Source organism: Caulobacter sp. UC70_42, from assembly GCF_044056025.1.
Lineage (GTDB): Bacteria > Pseudomonadota > Alphaproteobacteria > Caulobacterales > Caulobacteraceae > Caulobacter.
On sequence record NZ_CP171994.1, the window covers coordinates 1560957 to 1584630 of the forward strand.

The 23674-nt window shown below is 68.3% G+C and carries 19 protein-coding genes and 3 pseudogenes; 16 read left to right on the forward strand and 6 right to left on the reverse strand.

The features are described from left to right. Positions 1-85: 85 nt before the first annotated feature. Positions 86-1342: a serine hydrolase domain-containing protein gene (locus tag ACHMW8_RS08110; protein ID WP_395445213.1), complete on the reverse strand. Its 1257-nt coding sequence runs from the start codon at positions 1340-1342 to the stop codon at positions 86-88. Between the two features lie 1499 nt (positions 1343-2841). On the opposite strand from ACHMW8_RS08110, the gene murJ reads away from it, so the two are divergent. The 4 genes from murJ to ACHMW8_RS08130 all read left to right on the forward strand — a co-directional run bounded on the left by murJ (position 2842) and on the right by ACHMW8_RS08130 (position 6089). After that, a complete protein-coding gene (gene murJ / locus ACHMW8_RS08115) occupies positions 2842-4362 on the forward strand; it encodes a murein biosynthesis integral membrane protein MurJ (protein ID WP_395445214.1) in 1521 nt (506 codons plus the stop codon). A gap of 32 nt (positions 4363-4394) precedes the next feature. Then, positions 4395-4442 carry a hypothetical protein gene (locus ACHMW8_RS08120; RefSeq protein ID WP_370450218.1) on the forward strand — a complete coding sequence of 16 codons (48 nt, stop codon included), beginning with the start codon at positions 4395-4397 and terminating at the stop codon, positions 4440-4442. 80 nt (positions 4443-4522) lie between these two features. Further along, entirely contained in the window at positions 4523-5554 is a 1032-nt protein-coding gene (trpS, locus tag ACHMW8_RS08125) for a tryptophan--tRNA ligase (RefSeq protein ID WP_395445215.1), read from the forward strand. A 31-nt stretch (positions 5555-5585) separates the two neighbouring features. Continuing rightward, on the forward strand, positions 5586-6089 hold the full coding sequence (locus ACHMW8_RS08130) for a universal stress protein (RefSeq protein WP_395445216.1): 504 nt from the start codon (positions 5586-5588) through the stop codon (positions 6087-6089). 40 nt (positions 6090-6129) lie between these two features. Here the strand turns inward: ACHMW8_RS08130 and ACHMW8_RS08135 are convergent, their stop codons facing one another. Beyond that, positions 6130-6828 carry a ribonuclease T2 gene (locus ACHMW8_RS08135; RefSeq protein WP_395445217.1) on the reverse strand — a complete coding sequence of 233 codons (699 nt, stop codon included), beginning with the start codon at positions 6826-6828 and terminating at the stop codon, positions 6130-6132. 72 nt (positions 6829-6900) lie between these two features. Then, complete coding sequence (locus ACHMW8_RS08140) at positions 6901-7533, reverse strand: LysE family translocator (protein ID WP_395445218.1); 633 nt, start codon at positions 7531-7533, stop codon at positions 6901-6903. A 215-nt stretch (positions 7534-7748) separates the two neighbouring features. On the opposite strand from ACHMW8_RS08140, the gene ACHMW8_RS08145 reads away from it, so the two are divergent. The 4 genes and pseudogenes from ACHMW8_RS08145 (at position 7749) to ACHMW8_RS08160 (ending at position 15543) form a co-directional block, all read left to right on the forward strand. Then, a complete protein-coding gene (locus tag ACHMW8_RS08145) occupies positions 7749-10091 on the forward strand; it encodes a TonB-dependent receptor (protein ID WP_395445219.1) in 2343 nt (780 codons plus the stop codon). A 147-nt stretch (positions 10092-10238) separates the two neighbouring features. After that, positions 10239-10922, forward strand: coding sequence for a Fe2+-dependent dioxygenase (locus tag ACHMW8_RS08150; RefSeq protein ID WP_395445220.1), 684 nt, complete (start codon positions 10239-10241; stop codon positions 10920-10922). A 99-nt stretch (positions 10923-11021) separates the two neighbouring features. Continuing rightward, positions 11022-13731: pseudogene (locus ACHMW8_RS08155) on the forward strand (PAS domain S-box protein). Between the two features lie 171 nt (positions 13732-13902). After that, a complete protein-coding gene (locus ACHMW8_RS08160; protein WP_395445221.1) occupies positions 13903-15543 on the forward strand; it encodes an MFS transporter in 1641 nt (546 codons plus the stop codon). Between the two features lie 10 nt (positions 15544-15553). Here ACHMW8_RS08160 and ACHMW8_RS08165 read toward each other — a convergent pair whose 3' ends face one another. Next, entirely contained in the window at positions 15554-16447 is an 894-nt protein-coding gene (locus tag ACHMW8_RS08165; protein ID WP_395445222.1) for an NAD(P)-dependent oxidoreductase, read from the reverse strand. Positions 16448-16460: 13 nt separating this feature from the next. Further along, a complete protein-coding gene (locus tag ACHMW8_RS08170; RefSeq protein WP_395445223.1) occupies positions 16461-16775 on the reverse strand; it encodes an MliC family protein in 315 nt (104 codons plus the stop codon). 214 nt (positions 16776-16989) lie between these two features. Between ACHMW8_RS08170 and ACHMW8_RS08175 the strand changes: the two genes are divergently transcribed. The 5 genes and pseudogenes from ACHMW8_RS08175 (at position 16990) to ACHMW8_RS08195 (ending at position 21251) form a co-directional block, all read left to right on the forward strand. Next, on the forward strand, positions 16990-17520 hold the full coding sequence (locus ACHMW8_RS08175; protein WP_125157307.1) for a (2Fe-2S)-binding protein: 531 nt from the start codon (positions 16990-16992) through the stop codon (positions 17518-17520). After that, positions 17517-19704: pseudogene (locus tag ACHMW8_RS08180) on the forward strand (molybdopterin cofactor-binding domain-containing protein). Before ACHMW8_RS08175 ends, ACHMW8_RS08180 begins: the two are co-directional and overlap by 4 nt. A 61-nt stretch (positions 19705-19765) precedes the next feature. Beyond that, complete coding sequence (locus ACHMW8_RS08185) at positions 19766-20473, forward strand: LuxR C-terminal-related transcriptional regulator (RefSeq protein WP_395445224.1); 708 nt, start codon at positions 19766-19768, stop codon at positions 20471-20473. A gap of 147 nt (positions 20474-20620) precedes the next feature. Next, complete coding sequence (locus ACHMW8_RS08190) at positions 20621-21049, forward strand: hypothetical protein (protein ID WP_125157304.1); 429 nt, start codon at positions 20621-20623, stop codon at positions 21047-21049. Next, a complete protein-coding gene (locus ACHMW8_RS08195; RefSeq protein ID WP_395445225.1) occupies positions 21027-21251 on the forward strand; it encodes a hypothetical protein in 225 nt (74 codons plus the stop codon). The genes ACHMW8_RS08190 and ACHMW8_RS08195 overlap by 23 nt, the downstream gene beginning before the upstream one ends. A 51-nt stretch (positions 21252-21302) precedes the next feature. Here the strand turns inward: ACHMW8_RS08195 and ACHMW8_RS08200 are convergent, their stop codons facing one another. Continuing rightward, positions 21303-21923 (reverse strand): NTP transferase domain-containing protein, encoded by a 621-nt coding sequence (locus ACHMW8_RS08200; protein ID WP_395445226.1) that lies wholly within the window; start codon positions 21921-21923, stop codon positions 21303-21305. A 30-nt stretch (positions 21924-21953) separates the two neighbouring features. Between ACHMW8_RS08200 and moaA the strand changes: the two are divergent. From moaA to ACHMW8_RS08215, 3 genes and pseudogenes are all read left to right on the forward strand, one after another. Beyond that, a pseudogene (moaA, locus tag ACHMW8_RS08205) lies at positions 21954-22978 on the forward strand (GTP 3',8-cyclase MoaA). Position 22979: 1 nt separating this feature from the next. After that, on the forward strand, positions 22980-23219 hold the full coding sequence (locus ACHMW8_RS08210; protein ID WP_125157300.1) for a MoaD/ThiS family protein: 240 nt from the start codon (positions 22980-22982) through the stop codon (positions 23217-23219). Beyond that, complete coding sequence (locus tag ACHMW8_RS08215; protein ID WP_125157299.1) at positions 23216-23674, forward strand: molybdenum cofactor biosynthesis protein MoaE; 459 nt, start codon at positions 23216-23218, stop codon at positions 23672-23674. The genes ACHMW8_RS08210 and ACHMW8_RS08215 overlap by 4 nt, the downstream gene beginning before the upstream one ends.

Genomic DNA, 23674 nt, shown 5'->3' on the forward strand with positions numbered 1-23674 from the left:
ATAGGCGAACCGTTCTCTCCGATCAGCCGTAGCTCCGTTGCGTTCCGCCGAGTGAGGCCGCCCCATCTAGCGCCATCGGGGCCGATTAGACCAAGGACTTCAGCCGGTCGATCCCGGTGGCCTGCCGAACGATCAGGGCCGCAAGCGCATTTCCGTTCGCGGCGTTGGTGAAGACGACGATCGCACGCCCGCGGCGGGCGTCACCGACGCCCAGGGTTTTGAAGATCCCGTAGTTGCTGCCACTGTGCTGGAACAGCGGGCCCGCCGAGGATTGTTCGAGTTCCCAACCCAGTCCGCGCGAAATGTCGCGTCCGCGCACGTCGAGCTGAGGGGTGAGCATCGCCCGCCGGGCCGCATCGCTGATCTCCCAGCCCGCCCGCCCCGGCCGGTCGGTCATCAGCAGCATGAACTTCGCATAGTCTGACGCCGTCGTCAGGAGCCCGCCCGCCGAGTTGACAAGCAGGTCGTGCGTCGACGGCGCCGTCTCTGGAGCCGTCTCGCGCATCGCCGCGATCGAATCTTCGTAGGTCCATGAGGCGATCGGCTTGCGCCACCGCGAGGCGACCCGAAGCAGCCGGTCGCCCAGCTCGCGCGTGGGCTGGGGGGGAAGCGCCTGCTCGCCTTCTGGAGGCTCGGAATGGCCAAAGACCGCTGACCTGGCGATCTGTTCGTCCCAGCCGAAGCTGCTGTGAGACAGTCCCGCTGGACCGAACAGCTTGGCCTGCATCACACTGCCAAGGCCCATTTCCATGATCGTCTCGACGACCAACTGGAGCCAGATGAAGGCTTCACCCGAATAGGTGTAGGTTGATCCGGGCGCTTGACTTGTGACGAGCGGCGCGGAAGCCCAGTTGGGCAAGCCGGTCGAATGCGCCAGCACATGCCGGGCCGTGATCCGTTCCAGATTCGGGTCATCACCCAGGTTCGCAGGCCGGCGGTACGCGACGAGCGGGGTGTCGAGGTCCAGGCGCTTTTCATCGACCAGCCGCATCACGACATAGGCGAAGACCGGCTTGGTCATCGACGCCGCTTCAAACAACGTGTCCTCCCGCACCGGGTCGCGGGTGAGAACGTTTTTCACGCCGAAGCCGCGGCTCCAGGCGAGCTTTCCGCGGTCTATGACCGCAATGGCGACTCCGGGCACCCCGGCAATGCGCATGAAGCGCGGAAGCTCCTGAACCAGATCTTCCGACGGAATCCAGGCCGCATCGCCCTCCAGGCCTTGGGCTCGCGAACGGGCGCGGGCGGACGTTGACCCGCCGCTGACGGTAAGCGCCGCGGATCCAATCAGCAAAGCCCGCCGGGCGAACATCGTTCCAGAAGGGCTCATCTCGGTTTCCATATGCAGGCGCGAAAGTCTTGCGGTCTGGCGTCCGCATTTCAAGGGCTGACCGCGCGTGGGATGGCGGGATATCTTTGTCGGCGACGCGAAAAGCCGCGAAGGCGTCGCGCGCGGTCGAGAAACAGTCGACGACGAAGACCTTCAGATCGCGACGGCGAGCCATTGCCGGTCTCGGTTAACACCCGCCCTGAAATGACGAGGATAGACCGTAGCGGGCAAAGCCGGACGCCGGCCCCGTAACCAGAGGTTCCAATCGTCTGTTCGGGGTCGAAAATCGACCTCCCAGGTCGGTGCGAACCTTATCTTTTGGAGGCTGCAGCCCTGCGATCGTCTCGCCGTGAGATGTAAGGGGGCGCTCGCACCGGAAACCCTCTCTCATGGAGAGAGGGAGGGGCCCGCCGCGTCGCGGTGGGAGGGTGAGAGGTTTCACCGTCGGCCGGTGAAGCCTGGACCGTTCCGCCGCGCGTTTCGTCACTGCCTTGTCCGGAGAGGGTGTAACCTCTCACCCTCCCACGCCAGGGGCGTGGGCCCCTCCTCTCTCAAAGAGAGAGGGTTTCAAAATGCGCCCTCGCGGGGATTGAGGGGGCTCTATCCCCGGTGTTGGCGACATCGAACCACACGTAATCAACCACTTGTCGATTTTTCGCGTCCTTGAATGATCCGCGTTCAATCCGCCGCGATACTCAATGCGTCCCCGTCGCGGGGGAGGGCGTTTGGATCCGGCCCAAAACGGCGGCGGGGGTAGGTTGAGCGGGGCCGCTGGCGGTTCCCGGAGGCTCGAAAGTCGCCCCGTCCGTACTCTTTAGGCGGATCGGCTGGCGAACGGGCGGTCTCCGGGGTCAAACCCTCAGCGGATCGACAGGGCGGTGATCGTACAAGCCGCCTATCGTGGATCGTCGGGGTCGAGACGGATGTAGCCGATCCGTCGCATGACAGCCGAAGGCGGCCGTCATGCGCCATGCAAGGGTCGCCGCCTTGGCTTTGCCAAGGCGGTGGGGTCCGCGCCCGTCCGGGGGTAAACGGGGACCCGAGCAGACAACGCTCACGCCTCCCGACCTCACGGGCAAGAACAGCCTGGCGGAGCGGTAAGCGAGCCGAAACAAAACAAACCTCACGGTCTCCGGGTTCGCCCGGCCGCTCCGTCGCCTCCCCACCTGCCTTCAGCGGCCGCGCCGCGTGAAGCGGCGAAGCCGCGCGGGCTCAGCACAGGCCCCCACCTGACCTGCTCACGCAGGTCTGTCCGCCCCAAGCGGGGCGGAGAAGAGAGCCGGGACCCCTTCTCTCCTCCCCCTGTTGGGGGAGGGGACCGGCGAAGCCGGTGGAGGGGGCAGCGCCACCCTTGACGCCCTTCGCCCGAGACCCCAGAAGCCGCAGGTGACCGACACCATCCCCGCCGCTCCCGCCGAAGACATCCCGCCCGCGCCCCCCCGGCGCCCAAGAAGGCTGGCCTGCTCAAGTCTTCGGCGATCTATTCCGGCCTGACCCTGGTCAGCCGGTTCATGGGCTTCGCGCGCGATCTGGCCGTCTCGTACCGCATGGGGGCCAGCGCCACCCCGGCGGCCGACGCCTATAACGCGGCCCTGGCGTTCCCGAACCTGTTCCGCCGGTTCTTCGCCGAGGGCGCCTTCGCGGCCGCCTTCGTGCCGGCCTACGCCAAGTCGCTGCAACGCGACGGCGAGGAGAAGGCCGACATCCTGGCCGCCGACGCCATGGCCACCCTGGCCGCCTCGACCATCCTCATCACCGTCGTCTGCCAGTTGGCCATGCCATGGCTGATGATGCTGATCAGCCCAGGCTTCGGCTGGGGCACCGAGAAGTACAAGCTGGCGGTGCTGCTGACCCAGATCACCATGCCCTACCTGCCCTGCATGGCGATCGTCGCGCACCTGTCGGGGGTGCTGAACGCCCGCGACCGCTTCATCCTGTCGGCCGGCGCGCCGATCCTGCTGAACCTCTGCACCCTGGCCTTCATCCTGCCGCAGAACACCGCGATCGACGCGGCCCGCTGGGGCTCGATCGGCGTCGTGGTCGCCGGCGTCGCGCAAGCCGCCCTGCTGACCTGGGGCGTCAACAAGTCCGGCGCCAAGGTCCACTGGCGGCTGCCGCGCCTGACGCCGGAAGTGCGCGAGCTGATCGGCAAGGCCATCCCCGGCGCCCTGGCGGCCAGCGCCACCCAGGTCAACATCTTCATTTCCGGCAACCTGGCCAGCCACGTGCCGGGCGGCCGCACCTGGCTGGCGACGGCCGACCGACTCTACCAGCTGCCCCTGGGCCTGGTGGGCGTGGCCATCGGCGTGGCCCTGTTGCCGCGTCTGTCGCGCGCCGTGCATTCGGGCGACCGCGAGGACGCCCAGAGCGCCATGGACCAGGGGATCACCCTGGCCATGGCCCTGACCCTGCCGGCCGCGGCGGCCCTGATCGCCATGCCCGGCTTCCTGTCGGACGGCCTCTATACGCGTGGCCAGTTCACCGCCTTCGACGCCAGCCAGACGGCGGCGGCGCTGTTCTTCTACGGCCTGGGCACGCCGGCCTTCGTGCTGCAGCAGCTCTATTCGCGGGCCTTCTTCGCGCGCGGCGACACCAAGAGCCCGATGCGGTTCGCCCTGATCTCGGTGGCGGTGAACATCGCCTTCGGCGTGGTCCTGTTCCAACTGGTCGGGGTCAAGGGCATCGCGGCGGCCACCGCGATCGCTTCCTGGATCAATGTCGGCCAGATGGCCTGGGCGCTCTCGGCCAAGAAGCACTATGGCCCCTCGTCGCGGACCTGGTCGCGCCTGGCGCGGATCCTGGCCGCCAGCCTGGGCATGGGCCTGTTGCTGGCCGCCGCCTCGCACTATCGCGACCTGATCGAGGCGCCGCTGCGGGGCCTGGGCCTGACCGGCCATGCGATCGGCGCCAAGGAGTTCGCCCTGGCCCTGACCTGCCTGGCCGGCGTGGCGGTCTATCCGCCGCTGCTGTTCCTGTTCGGCGGGGTGAAGCCGGCCGAGCTGAAGGCGGTGCTGCGGCGCGGCAAGGCTTGATCCATGCCCGCGAGGAGGCTAACCAGCGGGGCATGGCTCCGATCGGTCCCCTCGCGCCGCGATGGCGCGGCTCTTTCTGATCTCGATCCTCGCGCTTCGGCGCGAGCGCGCGACCGCGCCCTAGCCACATCCTTCGAATTCCGCAGCCAAGGCTGAAGCCATGACCGATCAAGCCCCCGTCGTCTATGCGGGCCCCAAACGCATCCTGTCCGGGATCCAGGCCTCCGGGGCCCTGCATCTGGGCAACTATCTCGGCGCCCTGAAGCGCTTCGTCGATATCCAGGACGAGAAGCCCTTCATCTTCGTCGCCGACATGCACGCCATCACCGTCTGGCAGGATCCGGCCGTTCTGGCCGCCCAGACCCGCGAGATCGCCTGCGCCTACATCGCCGCCGGCCTGGATCCGCGAAAGGCGACGATCTTCCCCCAGTCGGCCGTGCCGGCCCATGCCGAGCTGGCCTGGATCTTCAACTGCGTCGCCCGGCTCGGCTGGCTCGACCGCATGACCCAGTTCAAGGAAAAGAGCGGCAAGCACAAGGAACGCAGCTCGGTGGGCCTCTACACCTATCCGGTGCTGCAGGCGGCCGACATCCTGCTCTACAAGGCCACGCACGTGCCGGTCGGCGAGGACCAGAAGCAGCATCTGGAGCTGACCCGCGACATCGCCCAGAAGTTCAACAACGACTTCGGCGCGCCGGGCTTCTTCCCGATCACCGAGCCGGTGATCGAGGGGCCGGCGACGCGGGTGATGAGCCTGCGCGACGGCTCGGCCAAGATGAGCAAGTCCGACCCGTCCGACGCCTCGCGCATCAATCTCATGGACGACGCCGACACCATCGCCGCCAAGATCCGCAAGGCCAAGACCGATCCGGAGCCGCTGCCGGAAACCGTCGAGGGCCTGAAGGAGCGTCCGGAAGCCAAGAACCTGGTCGACATTTTCGCGGCCCTCTCGAGCAAGACCCGCGAGCAGGTGATCGGCGAATATGGCGGCAAGGGTTTCGGCACGTTCAAGCCGGCCCTGGCCGAACTGGCGGTCGAGGTGATGGGCCCGATCGGCGCGCGCATGCGCGAGCTGACCGGCGACCCAGGCCAGATCGACGCCATCCTCCGGGACGGCGCCGAGCGGGCCCGAGCCGTCGCCGATCCGGTGATCGCCGAGACCAAGAAGCTGGTCGGCTTCTGGGGGGCTTGAGGTTCGGATTGAAGCGGCGTCATCTCGCGCAATGACCGACGCCGCTTCATCCAACGCCTTGGGCAGCCGCCGCAAGTTCCTGGTCGTCGCCGACGACTCTCCGGAGTTCGCGGCGGCGCTGAAATACGCCTGCCGCCGCGCCCGCTCGACCGGCGGTCACGTGGCGCTGCTGAAGGTGATCTCGCCCGCCGAGTTCGAGCACTGGAGCGGCGTGCGCGAAGAGATCGAACGCCAGGAGCGCGAGGAGGCCGAGGCCCTGCTGCAGAGCCTCGCCGGCCAGGTGGTCGCCGCCACGGGCCTGCCGCCCGAGTTCATCATCAAGCACGCCGACAGCGTTCGCGCGGCGTTGAAACAGGTCATCGCCGCCGACCCGGCCATCAAGATCCTGATCCTGGCGACGTCCACCGCGGGGCGGGGCCCCGGCCCGCTGATCTCGGCCATCGCCAAGGAAGGCGTCGGCTTCGCGGGGCGGAAGCTGCCGGTCACCGTGGTGCCGGGCGACCTGACCGACGCGGAGATCGAGGCGCTGGCCTAGCGTCCTTGGCTTGGACGGCTCCCTCGAGACGGGGCAGGCTCTAGCCCCGCGGCGTCACCCGCACCGGCAAGGCGTCCGGCGCGCCATTGCCGCCGCGGCAGGCGGCGGGCTTGAACTTCAGGTCCAGGCAGACCCAGACCTCGGTCAGGCGGCCTTCCTTGACGCGGACATTCAGGCCCTCGCGGGTCATGCCCCGGTTGCGCCTGAGGAAGGCGTCGCGGATCTCGCCGGCGGTCATGGTCTCGCCGACGAGCGCCAGGTCGGGGACGTTCAGGCCCTTGCGGACCTTCTGGGCCTTTTTGAAATAGGCCTCGGGGCTGTCCCAGTTGCACGTGCCATGCGCCTGCCACTCGTGCTGCAGCAGCCAGGGCGAAGGGGTCATGCACAGATTGGCCTTCACCGTCGCCGGGCTCATCGGCGGGCTGGGCCTGCAGTAGCGCGGGTGGACCTTGTCCGGCCCGTTTGGCCACAAGCCGTGCACGGTGAAGCCGAAGTGGTTGTTCTGGCACTGGATGACCTTGTCCGACTCCGGAATGCCGGCGCGGCAGGCCTCGGGCGACCAGAACAGCGCCAGCAGATAGGCGGCGATCGGCACGTTGGCGTGGATCTCGTCGGCCGGCGGAACCTCGGCCGGGGCGGGGGTCACGACGGGCGGGACCGCGCAGGCCTTCAGGCTGGAAGCCTGGGCGCCGGTCGCAAGCGTGAGGGCGGCGAAAGCGGTGGCGAGGGCGGTCTTCATCGTGAACTCCGGAACAGCGGCGCGGATAGGGACTCGCGCCGGCGCCGACGTCAAGAAACCCTTTGGCGACCGCTAGCGCCGCGCCTCGGTGGCCATCCGCACGGCCAGGCCGCCCAGCACCGTGGCCATAAGCCAGCGCTGGATGAGGGCGAAGCTAGGGCGTGTGGCCAGGAAGGCGGCGATGGTCCCGGCGGCCAGGCAGATGGTTCCGTTCACGGTCAGGCTGACGCCGATCTGGGTCAGGCCCAGCATCAGAGACTGGGTGAAGACCCCGCTGTGTTCGGGCTTGATGAACTGCGGCAGCAGCGACAGGTACAGCATCGCCGCCTTAGGGTTCAGGATGTTGGTGACGAAGCCCATCGTGATCAGCTTGGCCGGGCTGTCTTTGGGCAGTTGGCGGACCTGGAACGGCGAGGCCCCGCCCGGCCGGATCGCCTGCCAGGCCAGCCAAGCCAGATAAAGGGCCCCGCCGAACCGCAGGACGTCGTAGGCGATCGGGGCGGCCATCAGGAGGGCCGTGATGCCCAGCGCCGCGCAGACCAGATAGACCACGAAGCCCGCCGCCGTGCCGATCAGCGAAACGATCCCGGCCCAGCGCCCCTGGCAGATCGAACGGCTGACCAGATAGAGCATGTTCGGGCCGGGGGTCAGCGCCATTCCCAGGCAGACCAGCGTGAAGGCGATCCAGGTCTTGGCGTCGGGCATGGGCGCGGGCTCCGGCTATCGAGGGGCCGAGCCCTAGCATGATAAGCCCGCGCGCGCTGGCCGTCCCGGACACGCACCGGCCAAAGCGGCGCCATTTCGCACATTCGCCGCAATTGAGAACGATTATCATTGCGACTGCAACGCAGGATCGCTAAGAACGCCTCGCAATTTCAGGAGGGGCTCTGGTGACGAGCCCTCGGGGAATAGGGACGATCATGCGTAATATGAATTCCGTCGGCGTTGTCAGCCGGCCTCGTCGCGCCTTGGGCGCCGCCGCCGTCGCCGGCTTGGCGGGCCTGGGACTGGCTCATGCCGCCGCCGCCGGCGAAGCGGACGCCGCCGCCCCGATCGCGACCGCCCCGGCCGCCGCGGCTCCGACGAAGGACGACAACACCGAGGTCTCGACCGTCAAGATCGACGCCCGCCGCGTCGCCGACCCTTCGTCGAGCAAGTTCACCGCCCCGCTGGTCGACACGCCGAAATCGGTGACGGTCATCACCTCGAAGATCATCGAGCAGACCGCCGCCACCTCGCTGACCGACATCCTGCGCACCTCGCCGGGCATCACCTTCGGCGCTGGCGAAGGCGGCCAGCCGCTGGCCGACCGTCCGTTCATTCGCGGCTCCAGCTCGGCCAACAACATCTTCGTCGACGGCGTCCGCGACAGCGGCGGCCAGACGCGCGAAATCTTCAATCTCGAACAGGTCGAGGTCGTGAAGGGTCCCGACAGCGCCTACAGCGGTCGCGGCTCGGGCGGCGGCAGCATCAACCTGTCGTCCAAGACCCCGAAGGCCGACAACTTCGCGCGCGGCTCGGTCGGCATGGGCACGGACGCCTATGTTCGCGCCACGGCCGATTTGAACTACGCGATCAACGACAGCGTCGCGGTGCGCCTTAACGTGCTGGGCACGCAGGGCAATACGCCGGGCCGCAAGGCCGTCGATTTCGACCGTTGGGGCGTGGCGCCCTCGCTGGCCATCGGCCTCAATGGCGACACCCAGATCACCATCGCCTACTACCACCTCGACACCAACCAGACGCCCGACTACGGCATCCCGCTGATCACCAAGACCACCGAGCCGCGCACGGCCTCGGGCATCCTGGCCGTCGATCGCCGCAGCTTCTACGGCATCAAGAGCCGCGACTTCCAGAAGACCCAATCGGATATCGCCACCTTCGCCATCGACCACAAGATCAATGACGACCTGAACGTCCGCCAGGTGGTCCGCTATTCCAAGAGCGTGAACGACTATCTGGTCACCAACCCCGGCGACGGCGGCGCGGCCCAGTTCGTCCAGGGCCAGTGGTGGATGAAGCGCGGCACGAAGAGCCGCTGGAACCCGACCGAGACGGTCGCCGCGGTCACCGACCTGCACGGCAAGAGGATTTTCGCCGGCCTGGAGCACAGCTTCGACATCGGCGTGGAGCTGAGCCGCGAGGAAAACCGCAACGCCAGTTATCTGCCCTACGGCACGACGACCTCGGCCTGTCCGACCGGCTTCGTGATCTCCGCGACGACCTTGAACAGCGTCGGCGGCGGCGACTGCACGCTCGTCTACAAGCCCAACGCCGACGACGTCTGGGTCGGGACGCTGAACAAGGGGCCGTTCACGCGCAACCTGACCAAGACGGCGGCCATCTACGGCTTCGACACCATCAAGTTCGGCGAGAAGATCCTGCTGAACCTGGGCCTGCGCCACGACAGCTACGAGAGCCGCGGCGTCGACGCGTCCTCGACCAGCGCCAACGGCGTCGTCACCTCGGTGACCTACACCCCGCGCGGCGGCTCGTGGGACTTCACCAACTACCAGGTCGGCCTGGTCTACAAGCCGACCGCCAGTTCCAGCCTCTACGTCTCGTACGGCACCTCCTCGACGCCTCCGGGCATTTCGGGCGGCGACCAGAACAGCAACACCTCGACCGGTTCGGGCAACCTGGCCACGGTGCAGCTGGAACCGGAAGACAGCGAAAGCTTCGAACTGGGCGCCAAGGCCAATGTGTTCCACGACACGCTGGCCCTGTCGGCGGCGGCCTTCAAGACCACTCGCAAGAACGCCCAGATCCAGATCGACGCCAACACCTACGCCCAGGTCGGCGAAGTCGAGGTCAAGGGCTTCGAGCTCGGCGTCTCGGGCAATGTCACGCCGAAGTGGCAGGTGTTCGGCGGCTACACCTACATGGACAGCGAGCTGGTCCGCGGCGCCTATACCAACGTCAACCAGGGCGATCCGCTGGCCAACACGCCCAAGCACAGCTTCTCGACCTTCACCACGTACAAGATCACCCGCCAGCTCGCTCTGGGCGGCGGCGCCTACTACGTGTCGCGGAGCTTTGGCGGCAACCAGGGCGGCGCGGGCGGCGGCGCCAATCGCATCTACGCCCCGTCGTACTGGCGCTACGACGCCTTCGCTTCGTGGAGCATCAACCCGAAGGTCGACCTGCAGCTGAACGTCCAGAACCTGACGGATGAACGCTACATCGCGCGCACCAACGGCGTGCACCACGCCGATCCGGCGCCGGGCCGTCAGGCGATCCTGACCGTCAACATGAAGTACTAGGCCTTTCCAAAGAGCTGCCGACGCGCGCTCGCGCAAAGCCCCGTCCGGCCTCCCCTGGCCGGGCGGGGCGATTTTGTTTCGGCCTGATCCGGATCAAACAAGACGCGGCGCAGCGTGATAGGAACGAGTCGCAACAAGGACATCCCCATGATGCTGCAGATTCCCAAGGTGCTGACCAAGGCCCAGGTCGCCGAATGCCGGGCGATCCTGGACGCGGGCCCGTGGGTGGACGGCAATCTGACCTCGGGCTTCCAGGCCGCGCGGGCCAAGACCAACGAGCAGCTGCCACAGGACTGCGATGCCGCCCTCCGGGTCGGCGAGGCGATCCTCCAGGCGCTGGAGGCCAATCCGCTGTTCGTCTCGGCCGCCCTGCCGCAGGTCATCCTGCCGCCGATGTTCAACCGCTATGGCGAGGGCATGGGCTTCAAGGACCATGTCGACAACGCCATCCGTCGTGACCCGGTCAGCGGCCGGCGCCTGCGCACCGACCTGTCGGCCACCCTCTTCCTGGAGGAGCCGGAGAACTACGACGGCGGCGAGTTGGTGGTGAACGACCTCTATGGCGATCACGTCGTCAAGCTCTCGGCCGGGGACATGATCCTCTATCCCAGCTCCAGCCTGCACCACGTCACCCCGGTGACACGCGGCCGGCGGACGGCCAGCTTCTTCTGGATCCAGAGCCTGGTCCGCGACGACGCCAAGCGCACGATGCTGTTGGAGATGGACGTCGCTATCCAGCGTCTGGCCCGCAAGGTCGAGGCGGACGACGAGGGCGTCCTGTCGCTGACCGGCGTCTATCACAACCTGCTGCGCCAATGGGCCGAGGTGTGAAAACCGGACGAAATAGCATGTTCGCGGAACGCGGGTCCTTTTTGAGAACCATAAGTTTACGGTTGCGTCCCACGATCCGCCCAACTTGGCGGAGACCTGATGTCCCAGGGGCGAGATAACGAAGGGGTCGTGGACGCGCCGTCGCCATTCGGCGAGGCCGAGGCCGCGCGCTGGCTGTTCGAGAACGCCAGCGATCTCTTCGCCGTGGTCTCGCCGGAGGGCCGCTTCGTCAGCGTCAACCGCGCCTGGACCACCCTGACGGGCTGGAGCGCCGAGGAGCTGATCGGCCAGCCCACCTTGAAGTTCGCCCACCCTGACAGTCAGGCCGAGCTAATCAGCAGCGGCGATCGCATGCGCGCGACGGGCGAGGCGATCAACGAACTGAAGATCCTCTGCAAGAACGGCCGCGCGATCTGGCTTCAGGGCCGTTCGCGCCTGGGCCCGAACGGCGAAATGATCGGGCTGATGCACGACATCTCGGCCGAGGTGGCGGCCCGGGCCGAGCTGGAGTCGGCGCGCCGCACGCGCCAGATCCTCGCCGAGGAGGCCGGCGTCGGCATCTGGAGCTATGAGCCCGTGGGCGATCGCATCGACTGGTCGCCCGACGTGCTGGCCTTGCTGGGCTTGTCGCCGGCCGACGTGGCCACGGCGGATCTGTTCCTGGCCCGCCTGCCCGACGACCAGCGCGAGACCGTGCGCGGGGCCTTCGGTCACGCCACGCGAACGGGCGAAGGCGGCGTGATCGAGTTTCGCCTGCGCGGCGATGACGGCCGCTGGCAGACCTTCCGCAGCACCTATCGCGCCGCCGAGCGGCGCGGCGCGCAGTTCGCTCTGAAGGGTATCACCCAGAACATCACCGACGTGGCCAGCAGCCGCGACAAGGCCATCTGGAACGAGCGCCAGGCCCGCCGGCTGGTCGAGGACGCTCCGTTCGCGGTCGCCGTCTACGACCTGGACATGCGCCTGCGCCTGGTCAGCCCGCGCTTCCTGGAGATCTTCCGGTCCACCGAGGCCCGGGTCATCGGCAAGACCCTGTCCGAATTGACCAATGGCGGGCGCCGCCGCTTCGTGGCCGGGGTCGCCCGGGCCCTGTCCGGCGAGGTTGTCGCCCGCCGCGAGGACCGCCTGTTCGACGCCGAGGGCGTGGAGCGCGCCTTCCGGTGGGAGGCCCGGCCCTGGCTTGACGCGGCTGGCGAGATCGTCGGCGTCATCACCTATATGGACGACATCACCGCCCTGACGGCGGCGCGGCGGGAAGCGCGGATCAACGCTCGCCGCCTGAAGCTCGCCCTGGGCGCGGCGCGGGCCGGCGTCTACGAGATCGACCACGAGGCCGAGAGCTTCTGGGGCTCGCCGGAGTTCCACCGCATCATGGGGCGTCGGGTCGTCTATGACGATGTTCGCGAGGCCATCTTGCCGATGGTCCATCCCGAGGACCGCGCCCACGTCTACAAGGCCGCGGCGGAATGGTGGCGCGACGGTCTTGGCGGAACCCAGGAATACGACGTCCGCGTACTGTCACCGGATGGCGAGACGCGCTGGGTGCGGATCTTCCACGACGTGCGCCGCGACGCTCGCGGCATCGCCCGCAAGGCGGTGGGTCTCGTCCTCGACATCGACGAGAAGAAGAAGGCCGAACTGGCCCTGGTGGCCGCCGAGCGCGCCGCCCAGGCCGCCAACGAGGCCAAGGCCCAGTTCCTGGCCAATATGAGCCACGAGATCCGCACGCCGATGAACGGGGTGCTGGGGGTCATGCACGTGCTCCGCCGCGAACTGCCGGCCGGCGACAGCGCCGATCTCCTGCGAGAGGCCTTGGCGGCGGGCCAAATGCTGTCGACCCTGCTGGACGACGTGATCGACATCTCGCGCATCGAGGCCGGGCGCCTGGATCTGAACCGGGAGCCGGTCGATCCGCGCGAGCTCGCGCGAGGCGTGGCCCGGCTGCTGGCCGGCCAGGCCTCGCATAAGGGCTTGCGACTGGAGCTCGATCTCGCAGACGATCTGGGCTGGGTCGAGACCGACCCGACCCGCGTCCGCCAGGCCCTGTTCAACCTGATCGGCAACGCCGTGAAGTTCACCCTGAAGGGCTCGGTGACCGTTCGGGCCCGCAAGGTCATGACCCCGGAGGGCCAGCGCCTCGTCTTCGACGTCATCGACACCGGCATCGGCGTGCCGTTGGAGGCTCAGGCCAGCCTGTTCGAACGTTTCCAGCAGGCCGACGCCAGCACCACCCGCCGTTTCGGCGGCTCGGGCCTCGGCCTGGCCATCACCCGAAAGCTGGCCCAGATGCTGGGGGGCGAGGTGTCGTTCCGCTCTACGCCGGGCGAGGGCTCGACCTTCACCCTGACCATCGCCGCTCCGCCGGCCGTCGCGCCCGCCGCCCTCGAGGCGGCGGCCGACGACCTCCTGGCGGGCCTCAAGGTCCTGGTGGTTGAGGACAACCCGACCAACCAGTTGGTCGCTTGCCGGATCCTCGAGCAGTTGGGCGCCCGCGTCAGCGTCGCCGACGATGGCGCGGCGGGCGTCGAGGCCGCGCGGATCGGCGCGTTCGATCTGATCCTGATGGACGTCCAGATGCCGGGCATGGACGGTCTGGAAGCCGCCCGACGCATCAGGGCCCTGCCAGGGGCCGCGGCGCGCGCGCCGATCATCGCCCTGACCGCCAATGTCATGGCCCACCAACGCGCCGCCTACCGCGCGGCCGGCATGGACGGGGTCGCCCGCCAAGCCCATCGCTCCGGCGGCCCTGGTCGCCGAGATCCTCCGCCTGTCCCAGGCGGGCGACGACAGCCGGGGCGCTGTCGCCTAGAGCGTGGCAGCCGAAGTGTGAGCGGTTTCGGCGCCTGCCACGCTCTAAGTGTTTGAGATAGAGCCTGTTGAACGAACAAGCTCCAGCCTCCGTTTCCGAAGCTCTTTCCCCGCCCCCTTTTCCCTGGGCCCTGAACCACGCTAAGCAGGGTAAAAATACGGGGGAATACAGATGGCCGAAGCCGATCGGGAACGCGCCTCGATGCGCACTGTGGTGGCGGCCTCGTCGGCTGGCACGGCCTTCGAATGGTACGACTTCTTCATCTTCGGCAGCCTGACCCAGGTCATTTCCAAGACCTTCTTCGCGGGGCTCAACGACACCGCCGGCTATATCGCGGCGCTCGCCCTGTTCGGGGTCGGCTTCGCCTTCCGGCCGCTCGGCGCTCTGGTGTTCGGCAAGATCGGCGACCAGGCGGGCCGCAAAGGCGCATTCCTGGCCACGGTGCTGCTGATGGGCGGCGCGACCTTCGCCATCGCCTTCCTGCCGACCTACCAGCAAGCCGGGATCATCTCGCCGATCCTGCTGATCCTGATGCGCTGCGTGCAGGGCTTCGCCTTGGGCGGCGAGTATGGCGGGGCGGCGATCTACGTCGCCGAGCATTCGCCGGTGAACAAGCGCGGCTGGTCGACATCGTGGGTGCAGACCTCCGCCGCCTTCGGCCTGTTCGGGGCCCTGCTGGTGATCATGGGCGCGCGCGCCGCCGTCGGCGTGGAAGCCTTCGACGCCTGGGGCTGGCGCATCCCCTTCGCCGTCTCGATCGGCCTCTTGGCCGTGTCTGTGTGGATGCGGATGAAGCTGACCGAGAGCCCCGCCTTCGTCGCCATGAAGGAAGAGGGCCAGGCTTCCAAGGCGCCCTATGCCGAGGCGTTCGGCCAGTGGAAGAACCTTAAACTTGTCATCCTGGCCTTCCTGTCGATGATGTGCGCGCAGGGAGCGGTCTGGTACACCAGCTTCTTCTACGTCCAGACGTTCATGGAGAAGTTCCTGAAGGTCGACGCCGCGACGATCAACGGCGTGATGATGACCGCCACGGCGATCAGCGCGGTGTTCTACGTCGTCTTCGGCTGGCTGTCGGACCGGATCGGCCGCAAGCCGGTGATGCTTGGCGGCATGACCCTGGCGCTGCTGTTCTATTTCCCCGGCTTCCACCTGCTGGAAAAGGCCGCCAACCCGGCCCTGGCCGAGGCGTCGGCGAAGTCGCCCGTCGTGGTCGTGGCCGATCCCAAGGACTGCTCGTTGCAGTTCGATCCGGTGGGCAAGACCGCCTTCGTGACCTCATGCGACATCATCAAGAGCGCTCTGGCCAACGCCGGCGTCTCCTACGCCAACCAGAAGGCCCCGGCCGGCTCCGTGGCGGTGATGAAGATCGGCGGCGCCGAGATCGTCTCCCAAAGCGCCAAGGGCCTGCCCAAGGCCGAGGTAAAGACGGTGAAGACCGGCGTCGAAACCCGGATCAAGGCCGCCCTGGCCGCGGCCGGCTATCCGGCCAAGGCCGACCCCGCGCGGATGAACAGGCCGCTGATGCTAGGCGTGCTGTTCGTGTTCGTGATCGGGGCCACGGCCCTGTTCGGCCCGCTGGCGGCCTGCCTGGTCGAGTTGTTTCCAACGCGGGTGCGCTACACGGCCCTGTCGCTGCCCTATCACATCGGCACGGGCTGGGTCGGCGGCTTCGTGCCGTTCTTCGCCTTCGCCATCGTCACGGCGGTGGGCAATATCTATGCGGGCCTCTGGTACCCGATCGCCTTTACCCTGATCAGCGTGCTGACCACGGCCTTCCTGCTGCCGGAGACCAAAGGGCGGTCGCTCGACTAGGCGGAGGCGCTTACTCCGAAGCGGACGGCAGCACCTCGACCGCGACGCCGGCCTGGGTCAGGGCGTGGACCAGGGCCGGGTCGATGGCGTGAGTGATCAGCCGGACGATCTGACGGCCTTCGCGCGCCAGCTGCACCAGGTGATCGGCGCCGGCCTGCGACGGGTCCAGCCGCTCGACGTCGCGGCGGGCCATCCTGACGACCTCCGGTTCGGCGTCGCCGTCCAGCACGAGCACGTCGGCCGCGCCCAGGGCCCGGCTGGCGCGCAAGGTCAGCAGGTCGGCCGGGCCCTTGCCGGCGATGAAGCGCACAACGCCCTTGCGGGCCGAGCCCTTGGCCAGGGCCTCGCGGAACAGCTGGCCGGCCTTTTCCATGTCGCCGTCGCGGGCGGCCTGGGCCGCCTCGCCCAGCACCGCGTCGCGCAGGAAGGCCCGGCGCTCGTGCAGGGCCGGCAGCGCCCCGCGCACCTCGCTCTGGAACTTCCGCAGCAGGGCGGCGACCCGGCCCATGCCCTCGGGGACCTGGGCCTCGATGTCATTGCGCAGCATGGTCGCCAGCACCGGGGCCGAACCGCCGGTGCCGACCGCGGCCACCACCTCGCCGCGGTCGATCACGGCGGGGGTGTTGAAGTCGCAGAGTTCGGGCCGGTCGACGACATTGACCAGAACCCGCGCCGCTCGCGCCGCGCCGGCGGCGGCCTGGACGAACACCTCGTCCTGGCTGGCGACGAAGGCCAGGATCGCGCCGGTATAGGCGCCGGGCAGATAGGCCTCGTGGCCGTCCAGCCGGATCACCGTGGCGGGCGAGCCGTCGAACAGGCGGGCCTTGGCGTCGGCGGCGTCGCCCGAACCGGCGATCACCACCTTGCGGCCGGCCAGAGGGAAATAGGCGGGGAAGGAATCCAACGGGACCTCGGAACTATTGCGAGCGGCAATCGGCGTAGGGACCGCCCGGGAAGCCCTTGAGCATGGCGTCCGGGCCCTTGCTCCACAGCTCGGCGTCGCCGGCCGCGTAGCGCGCGCCGGATCCGGAGCGGGCCAGCTTCAGGGTCTTGGTCGCGCCGCCGGCGGTGACCACTACCGTCTTGCCGTGCAGAGCGTAGGCGCTGGTGAACCGCTTGCCGGCCTTGCAGCTGTAGCGGATCGGCGCGTCCGTGGAGTCCATCGGAGCCACGGTGGCGCAGCCGGCCAGGGTGACGGCCAGGACGGCGAAGAAAACGAGGACGCGGCGCAAGACGAAGATCTCCACACGGTGCGGATCAAAGCATAGCGGGTTTCGAAGACGGCGCCCGCCCGCCTTCGCACCTGCGGAAGCGTTTTTACAATGTCGTGCGTTCTCCGCCCGAACCGCCGTCCGAAACCTCGTGGCGAAATCCTCTGGCCAAGCCCGGAGTGAACGGTGTTAGGTTTCGATATCGGCGAGACCTTATCGTTGGAGACGAAGACGCATGGCCGTGACGCTCGATATCAATGGCAAGCCGACCGCGGTCCAGGCGGCGCCGGAGACCCCGCTGCTGTGGGTCCTGCGCGATGAACTGGGCATGACCGGCACCAAGTTCGGCTGCGGCATGGCCCAGTGCGGGGCTTGCACGGTGCATCTGGACGGACAGCCGATCCGCTCGTGCGTGACGCCGATCGAGGCGGTCGGATCGGCCAAGATCACCACCATCGAAGGTCTCGGGGGGCAGCATCCGGTGCAACAGGCCTGGGTGCGCCATGACGTGCCGCAGTGCGGCTACTGCCAGTCCGGCCAGATCATGTCGGCCTGCGCCCTGCTGGCCCAGAAGCCGAAGCCCTCCGACGAGGACATCGACAACGCCATGGCCGGGAACATCTGCCGCTGCGGCGCCTATCAACGCATCCGCGCGGCGATCAAGGACGCGGCCGACTTCGGCCCGCCGCAGGGCGACAAGCACGCCGACATCGACGAGGCCATCGTGGCCGCCTCGGGCGCGACCAATCGCGGAGCCGGCCGATGAACGCGCCCGTCAATCCCAAGGACCTCGCCCAGGCTCAGCCCAGCCGCCGCGACGTGGTCGTGGCTTCGGCCCTCGTCGGGGGAACGCTGCTGGTCGGCTGTTCGCCGGCCGACATCATGAGCGCGGGCTCCAAAGTCGAGGTCGGGGCCTTCGGGCCGTTCATCAAGATCGCGCCGGACGGCGCGGTGACGGTGATCTCCAAGCACATCGAGTTCGGCCAGGGCAATCACGCCGGCCTCGCGGCCATCGTCGCCGAGGAGCTGGACGCCGACTGGACCAAGGTCCAGGTCGAGCAGGCCCCGGCCAACGCCAAGCTCTACGCCAACGGCGCCCTGGGCGCGCAGCTGACCGGCGGCTCGTCGGCGATCTCCAACTCCTGGGACCAGCTGCGCAAGGCCGGCGCGGGCGCGCGCGCCATGTTCGTCCAGGCCGCCGCCAACAAATGGAACGTCGCGGTCGGCGAGATCACGGTCAAGGACAGCGTCCTCACCCACACCTCCGGCAAGACCGCCGGCTTCGGCGAGCTGCTGGCCGACGCCGCCAAGGTTCCGCCCCCGGCCGACGTCAGGCTGAAGGATCCCAAGACCTTCACCCTGATCGGCACGGACCGGGTGCGCCGCAAGGACGCCCAGATCAAGAGCGACGGCACGGCCCGATATACCCAGGACGTCCGCCTGCCCGACATGTTGACGGCGGTGGTCGCCCACGGCCCGCGCTTCGGCGCCAAGGTGAAGAGCCTCGAACGCTACGGAGGCCAAGAAGGTCCCTGGCGTGGTCGACGTCTTCGAGATCCCGACCGGCGTGGCGGTGGTGGCCCAGACCACCTACGCCGCCCGCATGGGCCGCGAGGCGCTGAAGCTCGAGTGGGACGAGGACAAGGCCGAGAAGCGCGGCTCGGCCGCCATCGCCCAGCTCTTTAAGGACGTCGCGGCCGGCAAGAACACCGAGACCAAATGGGAGGCCTTCGACCAGCGCGGCGACGCCACGGCGCTCGCGTCCGCCAAGGGCGACAGGGTGTTCGAGACCACATACGAGTTCCCCTACCTGGCCCATGCCGCCATGGAGCCGATGAACTGCGTCGCGGCCGTGGACGGAAGCAAGGTCAAGCTGACCTTCGGCTCGCAGGGCCAGACCCTGGACCAGCTGGCCGCCGCCAAGATCGTCGGCTGCCTGCCGGGCTCGGTCGAGATCGAGACCCTGTTCGCCGGCGGTTCGTTCGGCCGCCGCGCCAACTTCCAGTCCGACTACGTGGCCGAGTGCGTCCACATCGCCAAGAAGATCGGCAAGGGTCGGCCGGTGAAGCTGGTCTGGACCCGCGAGGACGATATGCGGGCCGGCTATTTCCGGCCGCTGACCATCCACGCCGTCAAGGTCCAGCTGGACAAGGACGGCTATCCGGCGGCCTGGCGTCATCGGATCGTCAGCCAGTCGATCATGAAGGGCTCGCCCATGGGCGGCAAAGGTCCTGACCAGACCGCGATCGAGGGCACGGCCGGCTCGCCCTATCTGAAGGCCACGCCGATCGTCGACGCCCAGGTGGCCCTGCCCGATGTCGGCGTGCCGGTGCTGTGGTGGCGTTCGGTCGGCGCGACCCACACCGCCTTCGCCATGGAGCACACCATCGATCAGTTGGCCGCCAAGGCCGGCAAGGACCCGATCGAATATCGCCGGGCGCTCTACACCAAGGCCGGCGCCGATCGGCATCTGGCCGCGCTGAACCTGGCCGTCGAGAAGGCTTCGGCGCCCACGGTCGGCTGGACGCGCGGTGTGGCGGTGCACGAGAGCTTTGGCTCGGTCGTCGCTCAGGTCGCGGAGGTCAAGCTGGAGGACGGGGTTCCGCGCGTCGGCCGGGTGGTCACCGCCATCGACTGCGGCGTCGCCGTCTCGCCCGACCAGATCGCGGCTCAGATGGAGGGCGGGACCTGCTACGGCCTCTCGGCGGCGCTGTTCGGCGAGGTGACCCTGACCGACGGCCAGGTCGACCAGAGCAATTTCGACCGCTACCGCGTGCTGCGTATCAACGAGGCGCCGATGGTCGAGACCAACATCGTGCCGTCCGGCAATCCTCCCAGCGGGGTTGGCGAGCCCGGCACGCCGGTGATTGGTCCGGCGGTGGCCAACGCCCTGTTCGCCCTGAACAAGACGGCGACCACGCGGTTGCCTTTCGTGCGCTCGGAAGCCTGACGCCTGAAAGTTCCCGTTTCGCTCGCTAGACGGGAACAATTTCACCGATCATCCTGGGCGCATGGTTCAGGGCGTCAGTAACGCGTTCGAAAAGCTTACCCCGCGCGAGCGGGAGATCCTGCGACTGATCGCGGCGCATCTCCAGTCCAAGGAGATCGCCCGCGCCCCGGGTTTGTCGCCCAAGACCGTCGAGATGCACGTGCTCAGCGCCCGTCGGCGCCTGTCGGGCCTGAGCCGTCGCGACGCCGCCCTGGCCTTCGTGGCGTGGGAGGGCGGCGACCCCGGTAATGGCTACCGTAAGCAGCCGGGCGCCGTGGCGGCGCTTCCGAACTTGCCCCCTCCTGAGCGGGAGATTGGAAGCGACGATGCACGAGCAGGACTTTCAAACCCCACGGCGCTCGGCGAACTCGACCGGCTTCGCGGCCAGTTGGGCCTCGCTGGAGGACTGCCTGACCTTGCTGGCGGTCACGCCGGAGCGAGGCGCCCTGGTGCCGGAGACGGTGTCGGCGCTGCGCAAGGCCCAGGCGACTGGCGAGCCATCTTCGCGGACCTTGTTGAGGGTCCTGGCGGCGACGGCGTTCCTGACGGACGACCGGCCGCTCGGGGGGGCAATGGGCGGGATTGGCGCCATGAGTTGACCAACGTCCAGTGGCTCGGCCTGATCCTCCTGGTGACGGCCGTGACCGCGGTGCTGCTGGCGGTGACCACCATCGGGCTGCACCAGTTCATCAAGGCGGTCGAACGGATCATGGCGCCGCACTACAGCTAGGCCCAGCCCCGCTCGTCTCTCCGAAATCCCAGCGTCCCCAACGCCCGGCCGGCGCCGCGCGACAGGATTTCCTTTGCATGAAACGGTCTAGCGCCAGATCATCGGCCCTCCGCGACCACGGGGCGTGGTGCTCTTCGGGATCAGCGTTTGTTCGAATATCTCGCGTCAGTCACCTACGTCTTCATGTGGGCGATCTGCGGCATGGCTTTCTGGCTGGGCGACCGGCCGCTCAAGGCGACGGCCGTGGTCAGCATCTTCTTCTGGAGCATCACGCCGCTGGTCAGCCACTGGTGGCAGGGCTGGAACATGCCCGTGATCGTCGTCGACCTGAACGCTACGCTTGCCCTAGCCTGGATCTCGCTACGGTGGCGGCGATTGTGGAGCACCGTGATGGTCGCTCTGAGCTTCCTGCAGGTGTTGACGCCGTTTGTCGCCTACCCGGCGCATTTCCACCGGTTCTACTGGCAGAGCGCTTACAATGTGCTGGGCTACCTGCTCCTCGCTGTCATGGTCGTCGCCACCGTTCTGACGGTGCGCGCGCGGGGACGGGTCGATGAGGGAGCAGTTCGATCCTGACCTCGACTCGGTCGCCGACGCCGAGGACGCCGCCGAGTTCAAGCGCGCGCTGGTGGGCGTCAGCGCCGATCATCGAAGGGTGCTGCAGGTGCTGCTGCCCAGGCTGGCGGCCCTCCAGGAGCGCGGCGACTCCGCCGCTGCTCTGCGGCTGATCGCCGAGATCAAACACATCGTCGTCAGCGAGGAACGGTCGCCGCATTGAAACCGGACGGGCGAAGGTCGCCGCCCCGGGCCTCGGGGGGAGAGCCCGGCCTCAACGACCTTCGATGGCGCGGGCAAGATCCTCGGGTCGATCCACGTCGAGATGGATCCCCGGATCATGCACGGGAATCCGCGCCAACCGGGCGCCCGCGTTCTCCAGGAGGGCGCGGGCGCCTTCGTCTCCGGATAGCGTCCGCAGGGCCGGCAGCCAGGTCGCGCCGAACAGCACCGGATGGCCGCGACGGCCCAGATGCAGCGGCGCGACAATGTCGTGCGGACTCTTCAGGGCCCGGGCCAGCAGCGCCGGCGTGGCCGGATCGATGGCCGGCATGTCGCCCAGGAACACGAAGACTGCCGTCGTGTCATCGGGGAGGGCCGCCGCCGCCGTCCGCAGCGAGGCGCCCATGCCCTCGTCCGCGTTCTCCACCGGGACCACCACCAGCCGCTCCGAAGCCTTGAGCCGCCGGGCCGTCGTCTCGACCGCCGCGCGCACGGCCGGATCGGCGACGGCGACGAACACCCGCCGCACGGGCGACAGCAAGGCGGTGCGCAGAGCGTGGGCCACCAGGGGCGCGTCGTCCAGCAGGGCCAGCAATTTGCCGCCGCCAAAGCGTACGCCGCGGCCGGCAGCCAGCACGACGGCCTCCAATCCGTTCGTATCGCTTTGCGTCATGAACTCCAGCGCCTATTCTCACCGATAGACATGACGCCCTATGATGACAGTCCCGCGCAAGCGGTTCACACGGCTCCCCTGATCGATGGGTTTGGCCGCGCCGTCACCTATCTGCGCGTCTCGGTCACCGATCGCTGCGATCTGCGCTGCCTCTACTGCATGTCCGAGCACATGACCTTCCTGCCGAAGGCGCAGGTGCTGACCCTGGAGGAGCTGGACCGCCTGGCCTCGACCTTCGTGGCCTTGGGCGTGCGCAAGCTGCGCCTGACCGGCGGCGAGCCGCTGGTGCGCAGGGGCTTCATGGATCTGGTCGCCGGCCTTTCGCGCCACCTGCGCTCTGGAGCGCTGGACGAGCTGACCTTGACCACCAACGGCACCCAGCTGGAGCGCTACGCCGACGACCTGGCTCGCCATGGCGTGCGGCGGATCAACGTTTCACTCGACACGCTCAAGCCTGATCTCTTCCGGAAGCTGACGCGTGGCGGCGATCTGGAGCGCGTCATCGCCGGTGTCGACGCGGCCCTGGCGGCCGGGATCGCGGTGAAGATCAACGCCGTGGCTCTGAAGGCCGACAACGCCGCCGAGCTGCCCAGCCTGATCCAGTGGGCCCATGCGCGCGGCTGCGACATCACCCTTATCGAGACCATGCCGATGGGCGAGGTCGATCAGGACCGCACCGACCAGTATCTGTCGCTGCAGGACGTCCGCCGCGACCTGTCGTCGTTCTGGACGCTGGAGGACAGTCACCACGCCACTGGCGGCCCCGCGCGCTATGTGCGGGTCGCCGAGACCGGCGGACGGCTGGGCCTGATCACCCCGCTCAGCAACCATTTCTGCGACACCTGCAACCGGGTGCGCCTGACCTGCACCGGCACCCTGCATACATGCCTGGGCCGCGACGACGCCAGCGACCTGCGGGCCGTGATCCGGGGCGCGCGACGGATGCGGACCTGCGCGCGGCGGTTTTCGCGGCGATCGGGTCCAAGCCGAAGGGCCACGATTTCCAGATCGCACGTCCCGCGGTGGCGCGTCACATGTCCACGACGGGCGGCTGAGATGGCGCGGGTGCTGCTGTTCGGACGCCTGGCCGACCAGGCCGGCTGGCGCGATCGCGTGGTCGAGGCCGGCGATCTGGCTAGCTTGCGCGCGACGCTTTCGGCCGCTGACCCGGAGCTGGGCGAGGCTCTCTCCGGTCCCGGCGTGCAGGTCGCTGTCGACAAGGCCATCGTGCGCGGTGAGCGCGTGCTGACCGCCGCGACCGAGGTGGCCTTCCTGCCCCCCATGAGCGGCGGATGATCGCCACGCCCACGATCACTTTGACCGACCAGCCGTTCGAGCCCGGCTTGCTCGTCACCGCCTTCTGCACCGATCGCCAGGAGACCGGCGCGATCGCCACCTTCGTCGGCCTGGCCCGCGCCGAGCGGGGCGCGGCGGCCGCGCTGGAGCTGGAGGCCTATCCCGGCTTCACCGACGCGGCGATCGGTGAGATCGCCCAGGCGGCGATTGACCGGTTCAATCTGCACGACGTCCACATCGTCCACCGCACTGGCCGTATCGCGCCGGGCGAGGCCATCGTCTTCGTCGCCACCGCCGCCGGCCATCGCCGCGCGGCCTTCGAGGCCTGCGACTTCCTGATGGACTATCTGAAGAGCCGCGCGCCCTTCTGGAAGAAGGAACATGGCCCGGACGGCGTGCGCTGGATCGAGCCGACGGACCGCGATAGGACCGACGCCGAACGTTGGGACCGATAG